This is a genomic window from Pseudomonas sp. C9-3 (assembly GCF_032392015.1).
Classification (GTDB): domain Bacteria; phylum Pseudomonadota; class Gammaproteobacteria; order Pseudomonadales; family Pseudomonadaceae; genus Pseudomonas; species Pseudomonas nitroreducens.
This window is the reverse complement of the sequence record NZ_CP135919.1, coordinates 4,043,009-4,066,890: the sequence shown is the minus strand read 5'-3', so window position 1 is coordinate 4,066,890 and position 23,882 is coordinate 4,043,009. Positions and strand designations below refer to the sequence as shown.

Annotated in this window: 20 protein-coding genes and 3 tRNA genes; 12 read left to right on the top strand and 11 right to left on the bottom strand. The window is 65.6% G+C overall.

Annotated features, from left to right (window positions below; translation table 11 throughout):
- The first annotated feature begins 33 nt into the window (after nt 1-33).
- The 6 genes from recQ to RS899_RS18405 all read left to right on the top strand — a co-directional run bounded on the left by recQ (nt 34) and on the right by RS899_RS18405 (nt 7,979).
- Nucleotides 34-2,178: a DNA helicase RecQ gene (gene recQ / locus RS899_RS18430; protein ID WP_315807760.1), complete on the top strand. Its 2,145-nt coding sequence runs from the start codon at nt 34-36 to the stop codon at nt 2,176-2,178.
- A 103-nt stretch (nt 2,179-2,281) separates the two neighbouring features.
- Complete coding sequence (locus tag RS899_RS18425) at nt 2,282-2,554, top strand: hypothetical protein (RefSeq protein ID WP_315807759.1); 273 nt, start codon at nt 2,282-2,284, stop codon at nt 2,552-2,554.
- A 67-nt stretch (nt 2,555-2,621) separates the two neighbouring features.
- A complete protein-coding gene (locus RS899_RS18420; protein WP_054908721.1) occupies nt 2,622-3,818 on the top strand; it encodes a GGDEF domain-containing protein in 1,197 nt (398 codons plus the stop codon).
- 97 nt (nt 3,819-3,915) lie between these two features.
- Nucleotides 3,916-4,932: a DUF2804 domain-containing protein gene (locus RS899_RS18415; RefSeq protein WP_315807758.1), complete on the top strand. Its 1,017-nt coding sequence runs from the start codon at nt 3,916-3,918 to the stop codon at nt 4,930-4,932.
- Between the two features lie 119 nt (nt 4,933-5,051).
- Nucleotides 5,052-5,486: a transcriptional regulator SlyA gene (slyA, locus tag RS899_RS18410; protein ID WP_024766137.1), complete on the top strand. Its 435-nt coding sequence runs from the start codon at nt 5,052-5,054 to the stop codon at nt 5,484-5,486.
- A 387-nt stretch (nt 5,487-5,873) separates the two neighbouring features.
- On the top strand, nt 5,874-7,979 hold the full coding sequence (locus tag RS899_RS18405) for a FimV/HubP family polar landmark protein (RefSeq protein ID WP_315807757.1): 2,106 nt from the start codon (nt 5,874-5,876) through the stop codon (nt 7,977-7,979).
- 186 nt (nt 7,980-8,165) lie between these two features.
- On the opposite strand, the gene RS899_RS18400 is transcribed toward RS899_RS18405, so the two are convergent.
- Nucleotides 8,166-10,352 (bottom strand): patatin-like phospholipase family protein, encoded by a 2,187-nt coding sequence (locus tag RS899_RS18400; protein ID WP_024766135.1) that lies wholly within the window; start codon nt 10,350-10,352, stop codon nt 8,166-8,168.
- Between the two features lie 70 nt (nt 10,353-10,422).
- Here RS899_RS18400 and RS899_RS18395 point away from each other — a divergent pair, with 70 nt between their 5' ends.
- From RS899_RS18395 to RS899_RS18385, 3 genes are all read left to right on the top strand, one after another.
- The gene (locus RS899_RS18395; RefSeq protein ID WP_054908718.1) at nt 10,423-10,707 is read left to right on the top strand and encodes a SelT/SelW/SelH family protein; all 285 of its coding nucleotides are present in this window, start codon (nt 10,423-10,425) and stop codon (nt 10,705-10,707) included.
- Between the two features lie 123 nt (nt 10,708-10,830).
- Nucleotides 10,831-11,823: an ADP-glyceromanno-heptose 6-epimerase gene (gene rfaD, locus RS899_RS18390; RefSeq protein ID WP_024766133.1), complete on the top strand. Its 993-nt coding sequence runs from the start codon at nt 10,831-10,833 to the stop codon at nt 11,821-11,823.
- A gap of 121 nt (nt 11,824-11,944) precedes the next feature.
- Nucleotides 11,945-12,448 carry a hypothetical protein gene (locus RS899_RS18385; protein ID WP_315807756.1) on the top strand — a complete coding sequence of 168 codons (504 nt, stop codon included), beginning with the start codon at nt 11,945-11,947 and terminating at the stop codon, nt 12,446-12,448.
- Nucleotides 12,449-12,659: 211 nt separating this feature from the next.
- Here RS899_RS18385 and RS899_RS18380 read toward each other — a convergent pair whose 3' ends face one another.
- The 3 genes from RS899_RS18380 to RS899_RS18370 form a co-directional block, all read right to left on the bottom strand.
- Complete coding sequence (locus RS899_RS18380) at nt 12,660-13,526, bottom strand: DMT family transporter (protein ID WP_315807755.1); 867 nt, start codon at nt 13,524-13,526, stop codon at nt 12,660-12,662.
- An 87-nt stretch (nt 13,527-13,613) separates the two neighbouring features.
- Complete coding sequence (locus RS899_RS18375) at nt 13,614-13,955, bottom strand: tRNA-binding protein (protein ID WP_037007488.1); 342 nt, start codon at nt 13,953-13,955, stop codon at nt 13,614-13,616.
- A 74-nt stretch (nt 13,956-14,029) separates the two neighbouring features.
- Entirely contained in the window at nt 14,030-14,794 is a 765-nt protein-coding gene (locus RS899_RS18370) for an AraC family transcriptional regulator (protein WP_169940189.1), read from the bottom strand.
- 138 nt (nt 14,795-14,932) lie between these two features.
- On the opposite strand from RS899_RS18370, the gene RS899_RS18365 reads away from it, so the two are divergent.
- Nucleotides 14,933-15,742: a UDP-2,3-diacylglucosamine diphosphatase gene (locus RS899_RS18365; protein ID WP_315807754.1), complete on the top strand. Its 810-nt coding sequence runs from the start codon at nt 14,933-14,935 to the stop codon at nt 15,740-15,742.
- The gene (locus RS899_RS18360; RefSeq protein WP_315807753.1) at nt 15,739-16,782 is read left to right on the top strand and encodes a glycosyltransferase family 1 protein; all 1,044 of its coding nucleotides are present in this window, start codon (nt 15,739-15,741) and stop codon (nt 16,780-16,782) included. Before RS899_RS18365 ends, RS899_RS18360 begins: the two co-directional genes overlap by 4 nt.
- A 3-nt stretch (nt 16,783-16,785) precedes the next feature.
- Here the strand turns inward: RS899_RS18360 and RS899_RS18355 are convergent, their stop codons facing one another.
- Nucleotides 16,786-17,034, bottom strand: a complete 249-nt coding sequence (locus RS899_RS18355; RefSeq protein ID WP_024766130.1) for a hypothetical protein — start codon at nt 17,032-17,034, stop codon at nt 16,786-16,788.
- 214 nt (nt 17,035-17,248) lie between these two features.
- On the opposite strand from RS899_RS18355, the gene RS899_RS18350 reads away from it, so the two are divergent.
- Nucleotides 17,249-18,382 (top strand): GNAT family N-acetyltransferase, encoded by a 1,134-nt coding sequence (locus RS899_RS18350; protein ID WP_315807752.1) that lies wholly within the window; start codon nt 17,249-17,251, stop codon nt 18,380-18,382.
- An 88-nt stretch (nt 18,383-18,470) separates the two neighbouring features.
- On the opposite strand, the gene RS899_RS18345 is transcribed toward RS899_RS18350, so the two are convergent.
- The 6 genes from RS899_RS18345 to RS899_RS18320 all read right to left on the bottom strand — a co-directional run bounded on the left by RS899_RS18345 (nt 18,471) and on the right by RS899_RS18320 (nt 23,707).
- A complete protein-coding gene (locus RS899_RS18345) occupies nt 18,471-19,034 on the bottom strand; it encodes a cytochrome b (RefSeq protein WP_315807751.1) in 564 nt (187 codons plus the stop codon).
- A gap of 142 nt (nt 19,035-19,176) precedes the next feature.
- Nucleotides 19,177-20,451 carry a virulence factor family protein gene (locus tag RS899_RS18340; protein WP_315807750.1) on the bottom strand — a complete coding sequence of 425 codons (1,275 nt, stop codon included), beginning with the start codon at nt 20,449-20,451 and terminating at the stop codon, nt 19,177-19,179.
- Nucleotide 20,452: 1 nt separating this feature from the next.
- Complete coding sequence (gene mprF, locus RS899_RS18335) at nt 20,453-23,086, bottom strand: bifunctional lysylphosphatidylglycerol flippase/synthetase MprF (protein WP_054908709.1); 2,634 nt, start codon at nt 23,084-23,086, stop codon at nt 20,453-20,455.
- Nucleotides 23,087-23,246: 160 nt separating this feature from the next.
- Nucleotides 23,247-23,323, bottom strand: a tRNA-Met gene (locus RS899_RS18330).
- A gap of 115 nt (nt 23,324-23,438) precedes the next feature.
- Nucleotides 23,439-23,515, bottom strand: a tRNA-Met gene (locus tag RS899_RS18325).
- A gap of 115 nt (nt 23,516-23,630) precedes the next feature.
- A tRNA-Met gene (locus RS899_RS18320) sits at nt 23,631-23,707 on the bottom strand.
- Nucleotides 23,708-23,882: the final 175 nt, after the last annotated feature.

Below are 23,882 nucleotides of genomic sequence, written 5' to 3'. Positions count from 1 at the left end.
GCGTATAATGCGCGGCTTCATTCGGAGTCCCCCATGCTCGATCAGGCACTGCGCATCCTCAAAGACGTTTTCGGTTACGACGCCTTCCGCGGCAATCAGGCGCGGATCATCGAGCGCGTGGCCAGCGGCGGCGATGCCCTGGTGCTGATGCCCACCGGCGGCGGCAAGTCGCTGTGCTTTCAGGTCCCGGCGCTGCTGCGCGACGGCCTGACGGTGGTGGTCTCGCCGCTGATCGCGCTGATGGAAGACCAGGTCGCCACCCTCGACGAACTGGGCGTGCCGGTGGCGGCGCTGAACTCCTCGCTGAGCCCCGAGGCCCAGCGCGAGATCGCCGCTCGCCTTCAGCGTGGCGAAATCAAGCTGCTTTATCTGGCGCCCGAGCGCCTGGTGCAGCCGCGCATGCTGGACTTCCTGCAACGCCTGGAGATCGGCCTGTTCGCCATCGACGAGGCGCACTGCGTGTCGCAGTGGGGCCATGACTTCCGCCCCGAATACCTGCAGCTGGGCCAGCTCGCCGAACTGTTCCCGCACGTGCCGCGCATCGCCCTGACCGCCACGGCGGACATGCGGACCCGCGAGGAGATGACCCAGCGCCTGCACCTGCAGGACGCCGAGCAGTTCCTCTCCAGTTTCGACCGACCGAACATCTTCTACCGCATCGTGCCCAAGGAGCAGCCGCGCAAGCAGTTGCTGGGCTTTCTGGCCGAGCGCCGGGGCGATGCCGGAATCGTCTATTGCATGTCGCGCAAGAAGGTCGAGGAAGTCGCCGAGTTCCTCTCCGCCCAGGGCTTCCCGGCGCTGCCTTACCACGCCGGGCTGTCCAACGACCTGCGCGCCTATCACCAGAAGCGCTTCCTCAACGAGGAAGGGCTGATCATGGTCGCCACCATCGCCTTCGGCATGGGCATCGACAAACCCAACGTGCGCTTCGTCGCGCACCTGGACCTGCCGAAAAGCCTCGAGGCGTATTACCAGGAAACCGGCCGCGCCGGCCGTGACGGTCTGCCCGCCGATGCCTGGATGGCCTACGGCCTGCAGGACGTCTTGCTGCTGCGGCAGATGATGCAGAACTCCGAGGGCGACGAGCGTCACAAGCGCGTCGAGCGGCACAAGCTCGAAGCCATGCTGGCGCTCTGCGAGGAAACCCGCTGCCGCCGCCAGGCGCTGCTGGCCTACTTCGACGAGGTGATGCCCAACCCCTGCGGCCATTGCGACATCTGCGTCGATGGCGTGGAGACCTGGGACGCCACCGAGCCCGCGCGCCAGGCGTTGTCGGCCATCTACCGCAGCGGCCAGCGCTACGGCGTCGGCCATCTGGTGGACGTGCTGCTGGGCAAGGACACCGAGAAGGTGCGCAGCGTCGGCCACCAGCACCTGGCGGTGTTCGGCATCGGCAAATCCCGCGCCGAGGACGAATGGCGCACGCTGTTCCGCCAACTGGTCGCCCGTGGCTTCGCCGATGTGGACGTCGACGGCTTCAATGGCCTGCGCCTGACCGAAGCCTGCCGTCCGTTGCTGCGCGGCGAAGAGACGCTGGCCCTGCGCCGCGATCCGAAGCCGCAGCGCAACAAGTCGTCCTCTTCCGGCGGGGCCAGTTCGGCCAGCCAGCTGGTGCGCCAGGAAGAGCGCGAGATGTGGGAAGCCCTGCGCACCCTGCGGCGCAAGCTGGCACAGGAGCACTCGGTGCCGCCCTACGTCATCTTCCCCGATGCGACGCTGCTGGAGATGCTGCGCAGCCAGCCGCGCTCGCTGGTGGAAATGGCCCAGGTCAGCGGCGTCGGCGCGCGCAAGCTGGAGCGCTACGGCCAGGCCTTCCTCGATGTGCTCACCGAATCCGAGGCGGCGCCCGCCACTCCGGCACCGATGGCCGACCTCAGCCACGAACTGGTCACCCTGGCCCGCGCCGGCATGACCCCGGCGCAGATCGCCCGCCAGCTCGATTGCAGCGAGAAGAACGTCTACAGCCTGCTGGCCGAGGCCATCGGCAAGCAGCAGCTGGGCCTGGAACAGGCGCTGGACCTGCCCGAGGAACTGCTCGGCGAAATCCAGGACGCCTTCCTCGACGAGGACGGTGAGCTGCCGCCGGTGACGGCGATTGCCGAGCTGTTCGAAGGCCGCGTCCCGCTGGGCGTTCTGCATTGTGTGCGCGCCGCCCTGCAGGCCGAGCTGGAAGTCTGATCGCGCCGAAATACGGCGTTACAGATGAAATATCAATGTGCCAGCAACGGCGCTTTTTGCCACCAGTCCTATCTGTCAGTATGGAACACTATCGGAGTGACAGATGGCGAGCTGGGTGCGGGTAGTGGCGGGGCTGCTGGTCGTTGGGCAACTCAGCGGATGTGCCAGTGGTGGCGGGCTGACCGAAGGTGGCAAGAACGCCTTGATCGGCGTTGCGGCGGTCGCGCTGGTAGCAGGGCTGGTCATCATGTCCAAGGACGATGACGATGACGATCGAGACTGCCGCAAGCATCACAATCGCTCCGAGCGCCGCTATTGCAATGACTCCTACTACAACCACGACCGCTACTGGAACTCCCGCGACGATCGCTGGTGATTGCAATGCTCCGTCAGTTTCGTGACGTAGCAAAACGACAAACTTGTGACGCACGTCCCGAACAGCTATGGTGGCACTTAGACCTCCACGAGAAGAGGTGAGCGTGCCACAACAACAAAGCTGGCTGGACGACGTCCGCTCCAATGCCTATGCCGAACAGCTCTCCCGGGGCTTTCGCCGCCTGCGTTTCGAGCCCGACCTCGAGACCCAGTACCGTCATTACCTGCTCGAAGACAGCTTCGACCTCAAGCGCACCGCGCTGACCATCGGCGTGCTGATCTGGCTGGCGCTGGCAGCCATCGATTTCCTTCTCATCCGTGGTCCCGAACACTGGCAGATGCTTGCCGTGCGCATCGGCGTGCTGGTGCTGCTGACCGTCTGCGGCGGGTTGATCCTGCAGCGTCGCCATATCCACCTGCTGGTGCCGCTGAGCCTGGCCTGCATCCTCAGCGTCGGCATCGGCGCGGCGGCAGTCGCGGGCATCGCCCACACCGTCGACCAGAGCTATCCCTACGAAGGGCTGTTGCTGGTCAGCATGGCTGCGTACTTCCTGATCGGCCTGCGCTTCGCCGAGGCGGTGGGCAGTGCTTCCGTGATCCTGCTGGCCTACGTGGGCTTCGAACTGTATGCCGGGCTGCCGCTGCCCAAGCTGGTCAGCAACGTGGTCTTCCTGCTGTTCGGCAACCTGGTCGGCGCGGTGGGCTGCTACCTGTTGGACTACAAGTCCCGCCAGCATTTCCTGATCAGCCGCCTGCTCAAGGTGATGGCCGAGCATGACGCGCTGACCGGCCTGCACAATCGCCGCAGCTTCAACCGCCAGCTGGAGCGCCTGTGGCGCCAGGCACAGCGTGAGAGCGTGGGGCTGGCACTGCTGCTCTGCGATGTCGACCACTTCAAGGCCTACAACGACCGCTACGGCCACCAGGCCGGCGATGGTGTGTTGCAGCGTATCGGCGAGGTGCTGATGGCCAGTGCCCGGCGCCCGCTGGACATGGCTGTGCGCCTGGGCGGCGAGGAGTTCGCCGTGCTGCTCTATGGCGCCAGCGAGCGGGAAGCCAAGGAGCGGGCCGAGGTGCTGCGCGAGGCAGTACAGGGGCTGGGGATAACCCACGAGGGATCGCTGACAGCGGATGAGGTGACGCTGTCCATCGGCGTCTCCTGCCTCTGGCCGGAGACCGGGCATCCACTGCGCAGCATCTACGAGCACGCCGACCGCGCGCTCTACGAGGCTAAGGCGTTCGGGCGCAACCAGGTCGTTGCCTGATGGCCCATTCCGTCCCCCGAGCTGGCGCCGTGCGTGACTGCGGCGTGCGCAGGCGCGGTGCTAGGATTCGCCGCACCTTGCCTCCGAGCCCGCGCCCATGCAGCAGCTGATCCAGCCCAACGGCCAACCGCACTACGGCATCTTCCCCGGCACCCCGGCGACCATCAATCACCGCGACTTTGACTTCCGCTCGCCCATGGGGCGCCGCCTCGGCGCGTTGAGCAAGTGGCGCAGCTTCCACCAGTTCCAGTACTTCGGCCTGATCAGCCCGACGCTGATCGGCGGCTGCGCGCTGGCGGACCTCAGCCTGCTATCCATCGGTTTCGTCTACCTCTACCACCCCGAGAGCGGGCGGATGATCGAGCGCCAGTTCAAGTGCCCGCTGGGCATGGGCTCGAGTTTCTCGCAGACGCCGAACGACGGTGTCTGTGAACTGCGCCAGGGGCGCAACCTGCTGCGCCTGGAGAATGGTTCCTCGCCCCTGGAAAAGCGCCTCCTGGTGGAGCTGGACGACGGTACCCGCATCGACGCCCGTTTCAGCGAGGAGCAGCCAGCGTTCGAACCCATGAGTATCTGCACACCGACGGCGGTCAACGGCTGGGTCTACGCCCGCAAGGTGGCCGGCGTGCATTGCCATGGCGAGGTGCGTAGCGCGCTGGGCGACTACGACCTGCGGGAGCTGGATGCCTACGCCCACCACGACTGGTCCGCCGGCTACATGCGCCGCGAGACGTTCTGGAACTGGGCGTGCCTGTCCGGCGAGACGCAGGGGCGGCGTGTCGGCCTGAATCTGTCCTGCGGGGTCAACGAGACCAGCTTCACCGAGAACTGCTACTGGCTCGACGGCCAATTGGTGAAGGTCGATACGGTGCGTTTCGAGTTCGACCGCGATCATCCGCTGCAGCCCTGGACCATCCGTTCCTATGACGGCCAGGTCGAGTTGCGTTTCGAAGCCCACGGCCTGCACCAGGAACGCCTGAACCTCGGCGTGCTGGCGAGCAACTTCAAGCAGATCTTCGGGCGCTTCAGTGGCGTGCTGAAACCGGCAGGGCAGGCCGAGGTGCGTATCGACAATCTGTGGGGCTTCGTCGAAGACCAATATGCGAAATGGTGAGGCCCGAGGTCACACCCTGCGACAATCTGTCATTGTACGGGCTTGATTAGCTGGCTAATAATTAGTCAAATCAACTTAGCCGACTCATCCTCGATTCTCTCAGTAGAAAGCCCGACGCAATGTCAGATAACGATAAGCACTACTTCGGTACCCAATTGGCCCAGGCTTCGCGTGCATGGCGGGCTGAACTCGACCGCCGTCTCAGTCATCTCGGACTTTCCCAGGCGCGCTGGCTGGTGCTGCTGCACCTGGCGCGCCACTCGGCCGCCCCCACCCAGCGCGAGCTCGCGCAATCGGTCGGGGTCGAAGGTCCGACGCTGGCCCGGCTGCTGGACGGCCTCGAAGCCCAAGGTCTGGTCCGGCGGCAAGCCGTGGCCGAAGACCGTCGCGCCAAGCGTATCGCCCTGACCCCCAAGGCAGATGTGCTGATCACCGACATCGAGAACATCGCCGCCGCGGTTCGCAACGAAGTGCTGGCGGGGATTACCGAAGATGAAATCGCCCTGTGCCAGAAAACGCTCAGTCGGATTCTCGGCAATCTCGAGCGGAATTGAGCAATTCATCACGTTATTCGGGTAAAGTAGCCATTTTTCTGGCGGTCCTTTGCAGGGCCGCTGGCCATTCGCTATCCACTCCCTAACCATTCGCCGGTTTTTCGACGATTTATCTTGACCAAATCCAGCGCACCACCTAATCCGTGATATCAGACGGCCTGTACTCTGCAAGGTACAGTGGGTAGTGCGTGACGGTCTGTAGTCCGGCATGGCTTCAAGTGTGTGGACAGGTTCAGCCTGCTGCTTTCGAGTGGTCAGGGAATGGCGTGCAGACCCGGACAATGGGATGGGGTTATGGCTCGAATAAATAGAATTCCGCTGACGCTTGCCGCACTTTCGGTTTTTGTCTCCGCTCACGCGAATGCCCTCGGTCTGGGGGATATCACGTTGCATTCCGGCCTGAACCAGCCCCTGGATGCCGAGATCGCTCTGCTGCAGACCGGAGACATGACGTCCGACGAACTGGTGGCCAAGCTCGCCAGCCCCGCGGACTACGAGAATGCCGGGGTCGACCGCTTCGTGTTCCTGCAGAACCTGCGCTTCACCCCGGTGATTCGCAACGGTCGTGGCTACATCAAGGTGGTGTCCACGCAGCCGGTACACGAGCCTTACCTGAATTTCCTGATCGCCGTGGAGCGCCCCAACGGTCGCCTGCTGCGCGAGTACACCGTGCTCATCGATCCGCCGGAGTACAGCGCCAACCGCAGCCTGGCCGCCAATCTGGCGAGCAGCGTGCCGGCGCCTTCGCGGGCTTCCGGCTATCGCACGGAACCTGTACACCGGGCTCCGGCGCAACCTTCGTTGCCGGCTGGCGATGGCCGCTACACCACGGTGCGCAATGACACCCTGTGGAAGATCAGTTCGCGCCTGAGCGGCACTGGCGTATCGCGCTCGCAACTGATGGACAGCATCGTCGCGCTGAATCCGCAGGCCTTCGTCAATGGCGATCCGCATCGACTGAAGGTCGGCCAGACGCTGATCCTGCCGCAGGGCCAGCAGCTCGCCGGCAATACTGCCGCGCCCGCTCCGCAGGCCGCTTCAACAGAAGCATCCACGCCTGCCGCGCCCGCAGCCGCTGCCCCGACCCAGGCACCGGGCAACACCGCTGCGTCGACTGCGCCGGCCGGTGGAGCCGATGTCGCCAAGGTCGAGGCCGACCTGCTCCTGGCCAACGCCCAGCGCGACCAGTTGAACCAGCGCATGGACGACATGCAGAAGCAGCTGGAGTCCCTGCAGCAGGCGTTGCAGAGCCGCGACCAGCAGGTGCAAACGCTGCAGGCCGAGCTGGATCGTCGCCAGGGCGAAGCCGCCTCCGGTAATGCTCCGGCAGCCGATGCTCCCACGGCCAATGCGCCAACCAATGCCATTCCCGCTGCCCCCAATGCGGTGGCGCCGGCGCAGCAGGACGCCCCGGCTGCGAGCGTTGCCCAGCCGGCGACTCCGGTGCAGGACGCGCAGGACACCGGTTTCAACTACTGGCCATGGCTGGGCGCTGGTGCTCTCGGCGCACTGTTGGTCGGCCTGCTGTTCGCCCGCCGCAAGCGCGAGGAAAAACCGGTCGAGATGCCGCCCCTGCAGGCGGCTGCCGAGCCGGTCAGACCGCTTCCGCCGGCCAAGCCGCTGGCCGCTGCCGTCGTGGCCCCGGTACCGGTTCCGCATCCGGTGGTGATCGCCACTCCGGAACCGGGCGTCGCCCGGTTGCCGGCCGCCAGCGCGGACAGCCTGGAAGGTGCGGACATCTATATCGCTTACGGCCGCTTCAACCAGGCCCGCGACATGCTGCGCAAGGCCGTCAATGCCGAGCCGAACCGCCGCGAGCTGCGCATGAAGCTGCTGCTGGTGCTGGCCGAACTGGGAGATGTGGCGGGCTTCCATGAGGAAGAGCGCGCCCTGGCGGCAGTCGGCGGCGACCAGAAACAGATCGACCAGCTCAAGTCGCGTTACCCGGCGATGCTGATCCGCCCGGAAGACACCCTCCAGGCGCCCACCGGGGAGACGCTGACCGATTGGGACGATCTCGAGCTGGGCGAACCGGTAGCTGCCCCCGTGGAGCAGCCCAAGGCGGCGCAGGACCAGCCGGACTTCGCCATGAACCTCAGCGACCTGTCGCTGGACCTGGACTGGGACAAGCTCGACAACCCCTTCGAGTCACCCAAGCAGGGCAAGGCTGCTTCCAAGGCCGCCCAGGAAGTGCCATCGGACTTCCGCAGCAACCTGCATGAACTGCCGGAAATCACCGAGCTGGATCTGGGCGAACATGGCGAGATGTTCGGTCATGGCAGCAAGGCCCAGGTTGAGGACGACCTGACCTTCGACCTGCCCGACGACATCGGCCACGAGCATGACGAGTTGCTGGCTAGCCTCGACCGTGCGCGCAAATGCATCGACCAGGGCAACCTGGAAGAAGCCTACGGCATCCTCAAGCAGGTGATCGCCAGCGGCGACTCCAAGGCCAAGGCCGAAGCGCGCGAGCTGCTGGCGCTGATTGCCTGATCCGCTGTCTGAATGAAGAAGCCCGGCACTTGCCGGGCTTTTTCATTTGCGAGAGGCCGATATTGCTTACCTCCCGAGGATCGGGCCGCGAAGGCTATTGCAGTAGCGAGTTTGCTCGCGAACAACGTTTTCCGGCGGGTTTGCCGGTGGGCAGTTCGCGAGCAAGCTCGCTCCTACAAGACCGGCTCAGAAGTTACGGCCCAGGTTGATGTACACCGCGTGCTCGCTGGCATCGTTCAGGCCGTAGCTGAAGGACAGCGGACCCAGCGGTGTCTCGAAGCCCATGAGGATGCTGCCAGCGTTGACGTAGCCGGTGTCGTAGCTGTTGTCGTTGTTCCATACCCGCCCGCGTTCCAGGCTGCCGCCGAGGTAGAAGGGGAAGTCCAGCGGCAGGAACGATCGCTCGGTCATGCGCCGGTAGTAGATGACCCGGCCCAGGCTGTAGTTCTGCCCGGCGAGGGCGTCCTGGCGGTAGCCGGAGAGTTGCCGCGCGCCGCCGAGCAGGAAGCTCGAGACCACCACCTCGGCGTCATCGATAGTGCGTCCGTAGCCGCCGCCCAGCACCCAGGTGTTCGGCCCGCTGCTCAGCGCCTTGTCCAGGCGCAAATCCCATTGCCGGTAGCGGTCGTCGTCGCCCAGGGACGGCGTGTGTTCGCGGAAGGAGGTCTGGATATTCTCGCCTTCGCGCGGGAAGTCGACGTTGTCCATGGTGTCGAAGGAGTATTTGAGCTCGGCGTAGCCTTCGGTGAAGTGGAAGTCCGGCAGGTCCTGTTCGCCGACCCGCACATCCGCCTTGCCGAACGCCTGGGCCACGCCGAGGCGGATCTCGCCGTTGTTGGCGATCTGCCGGCCAAGGTTCAACCCGTAGCCGTAGCGCTCCAGGCGGTACTCGGCGATGGGGTCGTCGTTGTCGGTGGCCTCGACGTTCTGCGCCTCGTTGAACAGGTAGGGCGCGACGAAGTAGCGCGAGCCCACGTCCAGCGGCTGGTAGAACTCGCTGTAGAGCTCCTGCTGGTCGCCGATCTGCAGGCGCGTCAGCCATTCCGCGCCGAGGCGGTTGATACCGTTCATGCGGTAGCTGCCGCCGACGTTGAAGGTGCTGTCGCCGCGCAGGTCGTCGGAGAGGTTCAGGCCCAGGCGCAGGTAGTCGGTGCCGCCGCGCTTGCCATAGGCGTGGATCACCAGCGCGTTGCCATCCTTGCGGTGCACGACCCGGTACTGAACCTGGTCGAAATAATCCAGGCCGTAGAGGGTGCTCATGTCGCGCTGCAGGCGTTCCAGGTCCAGGTGCTCGCCCAGTGGTTGGCGAATGTAATGGAGGATGACGTCGTCGCTGACCTTGGAGTTGTTCTCCACCTCGATGCGGTCGATCACCGGTTGGCGCTCGCCCGGTGTGCGCGCCTCGTTCAGCGCCACTGCCTGGGCGTCGGCGGGTTTGCGCAGCGCTGCCAGGCGCGGGGCGAGGATGCTGGTGGCGCGGTAGCCGGCGTCGATCAGCTGCGGCACGCGGCCAAAGTCGGTGGAGCTGTAGCCGCTGAGCGGCGGCTGCACCAGGATGTCGCTGGATTTCAGGGTGGCCAGCTGTGCTTCAGAGTTCTTACGGGTCATCAGGGTGATGGACTGGTTGAGCATGTCCACCACGGTGGCCAGCTGCTTGCGATCCAGCAGCGGGTTGCCGATGTCGACCACGATGACCACGTCGACGCCCATCTGCCGGGCCACGTCCACCGGGATGTTGTCGACCATGCCGCCGTCCACCAGCAGCTTGCCGTTGACCTCCACGGGCGCGAACACTGCCGGGATCGACATGCTGGCGCGGATCGCCTGAGGCAGGTGGCCCTTGCTGAACACCACTTTCTCGCCGGTGGAGATATCGGTGGCCACTGCGCGGAAGGGAATCGCCAACTGATCGAAGTCGCGGGTATCGCTGGTGTGCACCAGCAGGCTTTCCAGCAGCATCGACAGGTTCTGCCCCTGGATGGCCCCCAGCGGCAGGCCGAGGGTGCCGTCGTCGCGGAAGCTGAGCTTCTGCTTCACCAGGAAGTCACGGTCGTCCTGCTTGCGGCGGAAGGGCACGTCGACCCTCGGCGGCGAGTCGGAGAGCGCTTCCTTCCAATCCAGCCCCAGGGCCAATTGTTCCAGCTCCTTGGGCGTGTAGCCCGCTGCATACAGGCCGCCGATCACTGCGCCCATGCTGGTGCCGGCGATGGCGTCGACGTGGATGCCCTGTTCGTCCAGCGCCTTCAGCACGCCGATGTGCGCCAGGCCGCGCGCTGCGCCGCCGGAGAGGACCAGGCCGATCTTCGGCGGAGTGTTCGCCGCCAGGGCGCCGAGGGGAAGGAGCAGGAGGAGGGCGAACAGCAGTCGGCGCATGAAGAGAAGAGTCCGGTAGGGCATTTCAGAGCGGTATTATAGGTTCGCGTCCTACTGCAGAGTCTGATTCATGTCCGAAGCCAAAGCCGAAATCGTCATCACCTATTGCACCCAGTGCCAGTGGCTGCTGCGCGCCGCCTGGCTGGCCCAGGAACTGCTGAGCACCTTCGCTGACGACCTGGGCAAGGTCAGCCTGGTGCCGGGCACGGGCGGGGTCTTCCACATCACCTGCGACGCCGAGCAGATCTGGGAGCGCAAGGCCGACGGCGGTTTCCCCGAGGCCAAGGTGCTCAAGCAGCGCGTGCGCGACCGCATCGATCCGCAGCGCGACCTGGGCCATAACGATCGTTCCTGAAGCGTCGCGGTACCGGTCGGCGGAACCATTCGATAGCTGGCTAACTTCCTTGCTTCATATCAACGGGGTACGCGCGTACCACTCTTAGTCTGAGAGCACCCATTCTCCACAGGAGGTGCCCTCATGAGCATCATTGTCACAGGCGCCGCCGGCTTCATCGGCAGCAATCTCGTCAAGGCGCTGAACCAGCGCGGCGAGACCGACATCATCGCGGTCGATGATCTGACCGAGGGTGACAAGTTCGCCAACCTCGCCGACTGCGACATCAGCGACTACCTCGACAAGGGCGATTTCATCGCGCGTTACGCCCGCGGACGCTTCGGCGTGGTGCGTGCGCTGCTGCACCAGGGCGCCTGCTCCAGCACCATGGAGCGCGACGGGCGCTACATGATGGACAACAACTACCGCTACAGCTGCGAGTTGCTGGACGCCAGCCTGTCCCTGGGTGTGCCGTTCCTCTATGCCTCGTCGGCGGCGGTCTATGGCGGCGGCCAGGAGTTCCGCGAGACGCGCTCCTGCGAGCGGCCGCTGAACGTCTACGGCTACTCGAAGTTCCTCTTCGACCAGCGCGTGCGCAAGGTGCTGCCCACGGCGCGTACCCAGGTGGCCGGCTTCCGCTACTTCAACGTCTACGGCCCGCGCGAGCAGCACAAGGGGCGCATGGCCTCGGTGGCCTTCCACTGCTTCAACCAGTTCCGCGAGACCGGCAAGGTGAAGCTGTTCGGCGAGTACGGCGACTACCCGGCCGGCGGCCACCTGCGCGATTTCGTCTCGGTGGAGGATGTGGCCAGGGTCAACCTGCATTTCCTCGACAACCCCGAGCGCAGCGGCATCTTCAACCTCGGCAGCGGCCGTGCCCAGCCGTTCAACGACGTGGCGCTGGCGGTGATCAATACCCTGCGCGAACAGCAGGACCTGCAGCCGCTGACCCTGGACGCGGCGATCCGCGATGGACTGCTGGAGTACACCGAGTTCCCGGACGAGTTGCGCGGCAAGTACCAGTGCTACACCTGCGCCGATATCGCCTTCCTCCGCGAGGCGGGCTACCGCGCGCCGATGATGGGTGTGGAGGAAGGGGTGCAGCGTTACTGCCGGTGGTTGCTGCAACAGGCTTGATACCCCGTGTATCGGGCTTTTTACCCAGTCTTTACCCAGTGCTGACACTCGGCGCAGGGGCGGCGCGAGACAATGTTCACCACGAACGGCGGGCGGTGGATCGCCCGTGACTGGAGGTGAAATGAAGCTGTCCTCGCGCATCGCGCTCAAATCCGTCGCCACCCTGCTGGCCCTGAGCCTGTCGGCGAGTGTGCTGGCGGGGCCGCATGGCGGACCCGGCGGGCCGGGCGGCCCAGGGCCAGGTCCGTACCATGGCTGGGGCCCAGGCCACGGCTATGGGCTGCCGGATTACGCGCGGGAAGTGTGGATCGGCAGCATGCTCTACTTCGTCGCCGCCGGGACCTACTACCTGTGGAATGCCGACCGTCGCCAGTATGTGGCGGTGGAAACACCGCCTGCCGTGCAGGCGGCGCCGACCACCAGCTATGAGGTGATCGCCTATCCCGCCAGCGGCCAATCGCCGGAGCAGCAGAGCCGCGATCGCTACGAATGCCACACCTGGGCGGTCGGCCAGAGCGGCTTCGACCCGGCCGCCGCCAGCCAGGCGCCGCCGGCCGGCATGTCCGATACCTACCGCCGCGCATTGGGCGCCTGCCTGAGCGGGCGCGGGTACAGCATCAACTGATTCCCGGCGCCTTATCCAGAGGCGCCACACCGAACAGGCCGCCTCGCAGGCTGTCGTGCGATGAATCCTTGGCACTCCCTCCCCGGGGCAAGGTTCGAGATACGCACGCTGCGGGGCGGCCTTCTTTTTGTCTCACGCACTGCTTTGGCTCTTTGTAGGAGCGAGCTTGCTCGCAAACAAGCTCCGCTCCAGAACCAAGCGGTACAGGTCGTCAATGCGAGCCGCGTGCGCTGAGGAAGGTTGCGAAGATGATCAGCGCGCCGCCCGCCAGCATCCGCAGACTCGGCTCTTCCCCAAACAGCACGGCGGCGAAGGCGATGCCGTAGACCGGCTCCAGGGCAAAGATCACCGCCGCCGTGCGTGCCTTGATCAGCCGCAGGCTGGCGACGAACAGGCTGTGGGCGACACCGGTGCAAAGGACGCCCAGCGCCACCAGCCACAACCAGTCCATGCCGCGAATCGCCGGCAACTCGAAGAGCACCAGCGGCAGCAGGCAGGCGATGATCGTCAGGTTCTGGCACAGCGCCGCCTGGATTGGGTCGATCCCGCGCACGCTGACCCGGTTGGCCAGCGACAGCAGGGCGAACAGCAGCCCGGAGAGGGTTCCCCAGAGCAGCCCGGCAGTAGCGCCGTCGCGCAGGTCCAGTGTCGGGGTGACCATCACCAGGCCGATGCACACCAGCGCCACCACTAGGTATTCACCCTTGCGAATGCGTTCGCGGAACAGCAGGCCTTCCAGCAGCACGGTGAAGGCGGGGAAGCTGGCAAAGCCGAGGGTGGCGACCGCTACGTTGCCGACTTTCACGGCGAGGAAGAACGTCAGCCAGTGGGTGCACAGCAGCACGCCGCCACCCAGCAGCATGGCGGCCTGTTTCAGCGTAGGTCGCTTCTGCTGCCGCAGATGCCCGGCGAAAACCGCTGCCAGCGACAGCGAGCCGAACAGCGCGCGGCCGAAGACGATGACCAGGGGGCCGGCGAGGATGAGTTTGCCGAAGATGCCGGACAGCCCGAACATCAGGGCGCCGATGTGCAGGCCGATCAGGGCGCCGCGGGGTGTGAGTTGGGTAATGCAATTCATGCCTGAGCTCCCGCCGATTGCTGTGGCGGGGCCTTGTCGGGAAAGAGGCAAGCGCGCCGGGTTGGCTGGCGCGCGGTGAGTCGAAGATCAGGCCAGCCGCGCGCCATTGGGCAGCGGCTTGTCGAAACCGGCGAGAACCACCTTGTCGTCGCTGTCGTAGGCGCCGGTGACCAGCACTTCCGAGCGCACACCGGCGATGGACTTGGGTTCGAAGTTGCACACGCAGAGCACCTGGCGGCCGATCAGCTCATTGGCTTCATAGTGTGCGGTGATCTGTGCGCTGGAGGTCTTGATCCCCAGCGGACCGAGGTCGACCTGGAGGATGTAGGCGGGCTTGCGCGCCTTCACGTTGGGTTCGGCCTGGACGATGGTGCCCACGCGCAGTTCGACGCGCTCGAAATCCTGCCACTCGATGGTGTCTGCCGACATCGCTGCTCCCGTTGGGTTATTGGGTTCGATGGCCGGCAGTCTAGGCCCTGGGCGCGCGTCTGTCTGTCGCGCGGCTAGCGGGAATTGTCGCGCGCCTCCTGGCGAAGCTGGCGCGCGGTGGTGCCGAACTGGCGCACCAGCGCGGCGGTGAAGGCGCTCTGCGAGGCATAGCCGACCTGCGCGGCGATCTCGCCGACCGATTGGTGCGAACCGCGCAGCAGGTCGCGGCCCAATTGCAGGCGGCGCTGGCGCACGTAGTCCATGGGCGTCTGCCCCGTCTCGGCGAGGAAGCGGGCATGGAAGCGCGCGGCGGAAAGCCCGGCGAGCCGCGCCAGGTCGGCCACCTGCAACGGATGCGCAGCGTGGCGATCGATGTAGCTGTCGAGGCTGGCCAACGGCAATTGCGTAGGCTCCTCCACGCGCTGCTGGCCAGCGGCGAGGCTGGCGAGCAGGAGGATCGCACCCTGGCGCGCCAGTACCGGGTCATGCAGGGGGCTGCCGGCCAACCAGTGCACCAGTTGCGCCTGGTCGTTGTTGAGCAGGCGCTGGCCGGGGGTTTCCAGCAGGCGGCGGCCGGCGTCGCTGTGCAGGCCCAGGCCACCGAGCAGGTCTTCCTCGTCTTCCAGGTCCACCACCAGGCAGCGGCTGCCGTCCGGGCTGGCGCAGGCGTGGTGGGCCTCGCGCGGTACCACGGCGAAGGTCTGCCGGGTCACCAGGCTGCCGCGTCCGCCCACTTCGAAATCCAGGCTGCCGGACAGCCCAAGCACCAGCTGCGCATGGCTGTGGCTATGGGCGAGATGGTCGTGGCTGTAGTGGCGCAGGGAGAGGATCGGGTTCATGCGAACTGCTTTCCGAAGCTGGCGGGCAGGTGGACAGTCTAGCGCGCCGCGGCTTGTCACGGGACTGTCGCCAGTCGGTCATGTTCGCTTCACCGCTGCGGCCGACACTCGGAGAAACCCCTCTGGAGGTCGCCGACGATGAGCAGCGCGCAACGCATGACGCCGACGAAGAAACAACGGGTGCGAACCCTGTGGATATCCGATGTCCACCTTGGCACCCGCGACTGCCAGGCCGAGCATCTGGCCGGCTTCCTCAAGCGCTACCACGCCGACCGCATCTACCTGGTGGGCGACATCATCGACGGCTGGAAGCTGCGTGGCGGCATCTACTGGCCGCAGGCGCACACCAACGTGATCCGCCGCCTGCTGACCATGAGCAAGCGGGGCACCGAGGTGATCTACGTCACCGGCAACCACGACGAGTTCCTGCGCCGCTATTCCTCGCTGCTGCTGGGCAACATCCGCCTGGTCGACGAGATCGTTCACACCACCGCCGACGGTCGCCAGTTGCTGGTGATCCACGGTGACCAGTTCGACGTCATCACGCGCTACCACAAGTGGCTGGCCTTCCTCGGCGACTCCGCCTACGAGTTCACCCTGACGCTTAACCGCTGGCTGAATCACTGGCGCAGCCGCTATGGCTACGGCTACTGGTCGCTGTCGGCGTACCTCAAGCACAAGGTGAAGACGGCGGTGAACTTCATCAGCGATTTCGAGGAAGCCATTGCCCACGAGGTGCACAAGCGCGGCCTCAACGGCGTGGTCTGCGGGCACATCCACCACGCGGAAATCCGCCAGATCGGCGAGGTGGAATACCTCAATTGCGGTGACTGGGTGGAATCCTGCTCGGCGCTGATCGAGCACTGGGATGGCAGCATCGAGCTCTACCGCCTGGCCGAGGAACCGGTACGCACCGAGGCGCCTGCGGTGGTCGAGTCGGCGGCATGAGGCTGCTGATCGTCACTGATGCCTGGCTGCCGCAGGTCAACGGCGTGGTCACCAGCCTCCGGGCACTGGTGGCCGAGTTGGAGGAAATGGGGCACACGGTCGGGCTGATCACCCCGCAGGATTTTCGTCACCGGCCTTGCCCGAGCTACCCGGAAATCCCCCTGGCGTGGAACCTGTGGACAGTCGGCGAGAAGATCGCCGACTTCGCCCCGGACTGCGTCCACCTCGCCACGGAAGGCCCGCTGGGCTGGGCTGCACGGCGCTGGCTGGTGCGCCGCGGGATGAAGTTCAGCAGCGCCATCCATACGCGCTTTCCCGAATACGTGAACACTCGCTGGCCCTGGCTGCCGCTGGCCTGGGGCTACGCCTTCCTGCGCCGCTTCCATGCACCGAGCCACGCCGTGCTGGTGAGCAGCGAGCGCATGCGCGGAGCTTTCACCGATCACGCTTTCGACAATCTGGCGCTGTGGCGCAAGGGCGTGGATCTCCAGCGCTTTCAGCTGGGGGAGGGCGCACCGCCCCAGGAGCCGGTATTCCTCTATGTCGGCCGGCTGGCGCGGGAGAAGAATCTCGAAGCCTTCCTTGCGCTCGACCTGCCGGGACGCAAGCGCGTGGTGGGCGACGGCCCGCAGCGCGCGGAGCTGCAAGCGGCTTATCCACAGGCGGAGTTCCTCGGCTATCGCCACGGCGACGAACTGGCGGAGGCCTATCGCAGCGCCAGTGTGCTGGCCTTCCCATCGCTGACCGACACCCTCGGCCTGGTGATGGTCGAGGCGCTGGCGTGCGGTACGCCAGTGGCGGCGTTCCCGGTGACGGGGCCGCTGGATGTCCTCGAGGACGGCGTCACCGGGGTGATGGACGTGGATTTGCGCAGCGCCTGCCTGCGGGCGCTGGAGCTGGATCGCCAGGCCTGCGCGCAGTGGGCACGCGGGCAGACCTGGCGGGCATCCGCGCAGGAGTTCCTGGCGCTTCAGGTGAGCCTGACGCCATTGCCAGTCAGTGCGCCGGTCAGCGAAGAACCGGGCTATGTGAGCAGCTAGAGATCAGAACAGCCGACGGTCGTGGTCCAGGTTCTGGTCCACCAGCCATTTGCCGTGGGCGATGGAAGCGTGCTGGGCCTTCTGCAGATCCGACATGAAGGCAAACTCCACCGGTAGCGTCTTGCGTTTGGTGGTCTGCCCGTCCGGGGCGGTGATGTGGCAACCGCCGGCCCAGGGAGTGGGCAGGCCGGGATGCTCGACGACATCGGCGGTGATGGTGTACTTGCGGTACTCGCATTGCATCAGGCTCATGGGGCGTCCTCCTGGCTGGTCGCCAACGGCCCGCGAAGGGCGGGTGGCGAGCGGAACGGTGCTGGCGTCGTGCGCCGGCAAGCCTTGCTAACCCCCAACATAGACCACTCTGCCGGCCTCTCCGGCGGATACCGACGAACGTGAATGTCACCGGCGTGCGAGTTTTCCCGCTTGAATCTTCCCTTCGCTCGCGCCTCGCGCCAGACTGTCGGCCATGCCTATCCAGACCCTTTCCCGCCTTGCCGAAGTCGACGCCCGCCAGTGGGACGCCCTGCTGCCGGACGACCAGCCGTTCCTGCGCCATGGCTTTCTCTCCGCCCTGGAGGAAAGCGGCAGCGTCGGCGGCCGCAGCGGCTGGAAGCCTTCCCACCGGGTGCTGCTGGCCGACGATGGCCGCCTGCTCGCCGCGGCGCCGGCCTATCTGAAAAGCCACTCCTACGGCGAGTACGTGTTTGACTGGAGCTGGGCGGATGCCTGCCTGCGCGCCGGCATTCCCTACTACCCCAAGCTGCTGGTGGGGATTCCCTTCACCCCGGTCGGCGGCGCTCGCCTGCTCGGCGCGCCGGACGCGGCGCTGAGCCTGGTCGGCGCGCTGGCGGGCGAAGTGGACGAGGGGCATTGCTCCGGCGTACACGTGAATTTCACCGATGCTGCCGCCGATGCCCTGCTGGGCGCTGCAGACGGTTGGCTGGAACGCCTGGGTTGCCAGTACCACTGGAGCAATCGCGGCTACCGCGACTTCCAGGACTTTCTCGACGCTCTCAGCTCACGCAAGCGTAAGCAGATCCGCAAGGAGCGCGAGCAGGTCGCTGGGCTGGGGCTGGATTTCGTCTGGATGGAAGGGCGCGAGCTGTCCGAAGCGCACTGGGACTTCGTCTATGCCTGCTACAGCAGCACCTATGAGGTCCGCGGGCAGGCGCCCTACCTGAGCCGAGCGTTCTTCAGCCTGATCGGCGAGCGTATGCCGGAGGCGATCCGCGTGGTCTTCGCTCACCAGAATGGCCGGCCTGTGGCCATGGCTTTCAGTCTGCTCGGCGGCGATACGTTGTACGGTCGCTACTGGGGCTGCCTGGCGGAGTTCGACCGCCTGCACTTCGAGACCTGTTTCTACCAGGGCCTGGACTTCGCCATCGGCCACGGCCTCCAGCGCTTCGACGCTGGAGCGCAGGGCGAGCACAAGCTGATCCGTGGCTTCGAGCCGGTGATCACCCGATCCTGGCACCGCCTCGGTCATCCCGGACTGCGCGAGGCGGTGCAGGAATTCCTGATAGGGGAGAGGGCGGGCATCCTGGCTTATGCCGAGGAGGCGCGTGCTGCGCTGCCTTACCGTCAGGACTGCACTTCGTAGGAGCGAGCAAGCTTGCTCCTACGAAGTGCAGCTTTCCCTGCAGGAGCAGACCTTGTCCACGGCTGGTCGGCGCTGCAGGGCGGGGAAATTACTCCGGCTTTGCCTCGCCCTTGCCCGGCAGCATGCGCACCAGGGTGTTGTCGCGGCTGATGTAGTGATGGAACAGCGCGGCCAGTGCGTGGATACCGATCAGCCAGTAGCCGAGCACGGCGATGGTTTCATGCCAGTACTTCACCTGCTTGGCCAGGTCCGGGTTCTTGCCCACCAGGTGCGGCAGCTCCATGCCCCAGAACGGCACCGGCTTGTCGGCGGCGCTGAGGATGATCCAGCCGGCCAGCGGCAGGCCGATCATCAGGCCGTACAGTGCCAGGTGCGCGAGCTTGGCCAGGATCATCTGCCAGGCCGGCGGTGCCGGAACGATGGGCGGGGTGGGGTAGATGAAGCGGCCGATCAGGCGCAGCCAGACCAGCACGAACACACTCAGGCCGAGCATGAAGTGCCATTGGGAGAACAGCGCGCGGGTGTCGCTGCCTTTGGGGAAATTGGTGCGATATTCCATGCAGAAGTACACGGCGGCGATCAGCACCAGCATGATCCAGTGCATGGCAATGGACAGGCTGCCGTAGCGGGACGGGGTCTTGGACAGGCTCATGACGGTTCCTTGTTTGGCTCGGTTATCGTGACGCCCCGTTCTGGCGACGGGCTTGTCAGTCTGAGCATAGAGCCTTAAGCGTGCCTGAAACACCATGAAGGCAAAGTGAAAGGGCCGCGATGTGCGGCCCTTTTGATGTCGGTCAGCCTTCGTCGTCGGCTGACTGGCGGGAGCGGATGGCGTTCACCAGCCTTTTGGCCAAGGCCGGGTAGTCCTCGTCGAAGTGGTGTCCGCCGGGCAACTGCAGGTTCTCGCCCACGGCCTGGGGCTGGGTGCAGCCGCTCTCGTCCTTCTCTTCCACGCCGTACACGCAGAGCACCTTCGGTCCGGGCAGGCGCGCCATTTCCGGGCCGGTGGAAGCTTCCTGACCGGCCTTGCCGAGCCAGCCCTGCACCTCGATCTCGAAGCTGCCACTGCGGGCGAAGGCCAGCAGGATCACCGAGCTGACGTCCTTCTTGGCGTCCGCCGGCAGGCGGTTGTAGATCGCCGGCAGCACGTCGGCGCCAAAGGAGTAGCCGGCCAGCACGAAGTGCTTGGCTCCCCACTTCTCGCGGTAGTGCTGCATCAGCAGGGCGAGGTCGGCGGCGCTCTGCTCCGGGGTCTTGTGCTCCCAGAAGTAGCGCAGGGCATCGACACCCACCACCGGATAGCCCAGCTCGGCCATCTGCGCGGCAACGTCGCGGTCGAGATCGCGCCAGCCGCCGTCGCCGGAATAGAACAGGGTGACGGTTTCCGAGGGCTTGGCGGCCGGGACTTCCACCACCGGTACGTTATCGCCGCCGCCTTGCAGCTGCTGGCGCAGTTGATCGGCAAGGACCTTGGGCAGCGGCGTGTCGTAATCGGTGATCACCGTTTCGGCGTTTTTCAAACCACGGGCGAAGCGCGCGCTGGCATCGTCCGGGTTGTCGTTCCAGGCAGCCAGCCAGTGGCCGTGGGGAGCGGTCTGCGGCAGAGGGGTGGCGGCGCAGTCGGGTTTCTCCAGGGAGAAGCCCACGGACAGCGCCTTGGCCTTGTCGTCGGTCTGCCCGGCGAGCCAGCGGAAGGCCCAGGCGCTGCCCGGACCGATGCCGGCGACCAGGGTCGGCTGGCCGTCGAGCAGCTCACCAGCGGCCTGGATGCGAGCCTGCTGGGCCTTGCAGTCGGTCTCCGGGAAGACGAACTGCACCACACGGGCGCCGCTGTCGTGGGCCAGGGCCAGCAACTGGGCGTCGTCCAGTTTCTGGTCGGCCTGCACGGCCAGCAGCACGCGTGCATTGGGCTGCTTGCCGGGGTTGGCCAGGCTGGCGGCGCTGCCGTCGGGCAACTGGCGGTGGTCCAGGGAGGCCTGCGGGGCCGGGCGGCTCCACAGCAGCAGGCCGACGGCAATGACGATCAGCAGGAGAAGGGCGAGCAGGTGTCGCCAGCGTCGTTTCAACATATCAGCGTTTTACCAATCCACTCAGGCCGCCCGCGATGAGGGCGGCTGTGTCGGCCAGGGCCACCAGCGGATCCAGTCCGGCGGGCACGGCCAGGTAACGGGGTTCCCAGTCGGGCTGGAACTTGTCCTTGAAGCGACGCAGCCCCTGGAAGTTGTAGAACTGCTCACCCCGGCGAAAGACCAGCGCGCCGAGACGTTGGGTCAGCGGGGCGCCGCGGCGCGGCTGCAAGCCGGCCAGGGGTACCATGCCGAGGCTGAAGCGGGTGTGCCCGCTCTCCTTGTAATGCAGGATCAGGCCGAGCATGAGGAACTCCATGGTCAGCTTGGGCGCATCGGGGACGACGCGCATCAGGTCAATGCTCGCCAGTTCCTTGCCGGACGTTTCCAGCAGGTTGGCGAAAGCCACGGCGCGGCCCTGGAATCGGACCACGACGACGCGGAAATAGTGCAGGTATTCAGGGGTGAAGCGGCCGAGGGAGAAGCCTTTCTCACGGACGTTCTTGCCGCCCAGCCAGGCATCGGAGATGGCGCGCAGCTCGTCCATCGGCGCCTGCCCGGCATCATGGAACTCCAGGCTCAGGCCATCGCGCTGGCCGCGGTTCCAGGTGTAGCGCAGGTCCTTCATCTCCTTGCCCTTGCTCTCCAGGTCGAAGCGGCGCAGGTCGACCCGCGCTTCTTCGCCGAGCTTGAGCGCGGTCAGGCCGATGTCCATGTACAGCGGCAGGTTCTCCGCGCGCACCTGGTAGAACACCGGGCGGGCGTGGTGCAGGTCGCAGAGGTCGCGGAACTGCCAGATCAGCTCCGCGCGGGCCTGTGCCGGGCCGATCGGATCGAACAGCGCGACCAGGCTGCGGCCGCGGCGGGCATACATCAGGAAGGCGTCGTTGCCCTCGTGGAACAGCAGCGCCTTGTCGCCGGAAAGGGCCAGGCCGCCGTCGGGCTGAGCGGAGTTGGAGAGGATGCCGGCTGCGCTGTCCAGCTCCTCGCGTGTGGGCGCGTGGATCGCCGGCGGTGCGGTGCGCAGCAGCCAGTACAGCGCCAGGGCGGCCAGCAACAGGCAACTGCCCAGGGCGGCGCGCAGGCCGCGCGGGGCATCGGCGTCCAGGGCGAACTGCCACCAGAGCTCATGGCTGTAGGGCACGTCCTGGTAAGCGAACAGCAGCAGCCAGATGGACGCGGCGATGACGCACGCGGCTGCGCCCAGGTACAGCGGCGAGAAGGGCAGGTCCATCAGGCGGCTGCGACGGTAGAAGGCGCTGCGGAAGATCACCAGCAGGGCGGCGGTGAAGCTGAGGATCAGGGCTTCTTCCCAGTCGAAGCCCTTGAGGAGCGACAAGGCAGCGCCGGCGATCAGCAGGCCGAGGGTCAGCGCCCAGGCAGCGGAGAGGCGCCGGCGCAGACCATAGGCGAGCAGCAGGCAGAGCACGCCGATCAGGCTGGCGGCCAGGTGCGAGGCGTCGATCAGGCGGTGCGGGACGAGGAAGCCGACCTCGTCGAGGCGGGTATCGATGGACGGGGTGGCGCCGGAGAACAGCAGCACGATGCCGGAGATGAACACCAGCAGCGAGAGGATCTGCGCGGCAAAGCCGGAGGTGATCCGCACCGCCTGCTTGGCCACCAGGATGCGGCGTGCCTCGAGGAACAGCAGCAGCAGGCAGGCGACGATCAACGGCAGTACGACATAGATCAGGCGGTAGAGCAGCAGCGCCGCGGCGAGCGGTGCGGCACCCAGTTGTCCGGCGAAGGCAGCCAGCAGCACGGCCTCGAACACGCCGACACCACCGGGGACGTGGCTGAGCACGCCAGCCGCCAGGGCGATCAGGTAGACCAGCAGGAAGGCGCCGAAGGGCGGGGCCTCGGGCAGCAGCAGATAGAGCACGGTGGCAGCAGCGGCAACGTCCAGCGCAGTGATCAGCAGTTGCAGCAGCGACAGCCGCAGGCCGGGCAGGCGCAGGGTGCGGCGGCCGACGCGAACCAGGTGGCTGTCCGGCGAAGGTTGCTCGGGCAGGCGGCGACGTTCGATACCGACCACCAGCAGCAGGCAGAAGGCGATGATGCCCAGCGCGAGGACCGCCACCAGCCACTGTGGCAGGTGCAGGGCCAGCGATGCGTCCGCGAGGTCGCTCAGTGCGGCCACGGCCGCCAGCACTGGCAAGGCGCAGCCCAGCGAGAGGCTGGCAAACAGGGTCATCAGCGCGACATCGCCGGCACCCAGTCCCAGCCGGGCATACAGGCGATAGCGCACCGAACCGCCGGACAGCATCGACAACCCGACGGCATTACCGATGGCAAAGGCGGAGAAGCCGCCAGTCAGCAGTGCCGGGGTGGGTAGTTTCACACCGGCGAAGCGGCTGGCCGACCATTCATAGCCGAGCAGGAAGATGAAGCCCACGACGGTGGCCGCGAACGCGCCGGTCAGCGCGGTGGTCGGCACATCGAGCAGGGCGTCGTGCAGGGAATAGGCGTCGATGTCGCGCAGCAGGTGGTAGCAGGCGATCAACGCCAGGCTGAACAGCACCAGAGTTACGCCCAGGCCGAGTGCCTGGCGGTTGGCGTTGATCCAGTCGAGCCATGCCGCTCGTGGCGTGGCTTCGTCGGGGGCAGGTGTATCGGGTGTGGCAGGGTTGGCGCTCATCGGGCACCTCTAACGATCCTGCGCGACAGAGTAGGGGCACTGTCGCGAATTCCCAAGTCCTTGGAGAGTATTTTCGTCATTCGGCTGGCGCCACCCGTACGTGGTTTTTCTGCGCACAACGAAAAAAGCCACTCCTAAGAGTGGCTTTCTTCTTGATGTCTGGTTGCGGGAGCAGGATTTGAACCTACGACCTTCGGGTTATGAGCCCGACGAGCTACCAGACTGCTCCATCCCGCGGCGGCAATTCTACGGATATGAAGCCTCGTGTCAAACGATATTTCGTTTTCGATCAATAATTTAAATCGCGTGCAAACGAAAAAGGCCACTCCGAAGAGTGGCCTTTTCCTGTGTCTGGTTGCGGGAGCAGGATTTGAACCTACGACCTTCGGGTTATGAGCCCGACGAGCTACCAGACTGCTCCATCCCGCGCCGGCCATTCTACGTAAATGAAAGTCTCTGTCAATCGATATTTGTTCTGCGATCAAAAATTTAAATGACGCGCAAACGAAAAAGGCCACTCCGAAGAGTGGCCTTTTTCTGTATCTGGTTGCGGGAGCAGGATTTGAACCTACGACCTTCGGGTTATGAGCCCGACGAGCTACCAGACTGCTCCATCCCGCGACGCCCATTCTACGCCGGTGCGCCCGGGTGTCAATGAAAAAAGGGAAAAAGTGATTTTCTATCAGATATTTAGCCGCCAGGAATGGAATCGTCGCAGGGATCGACAAGGGTGATTTACACGGCTGTGGATAACCGGGACGGCAGGTTTTTGCATTACCATGGGCGGGTTTTCCGT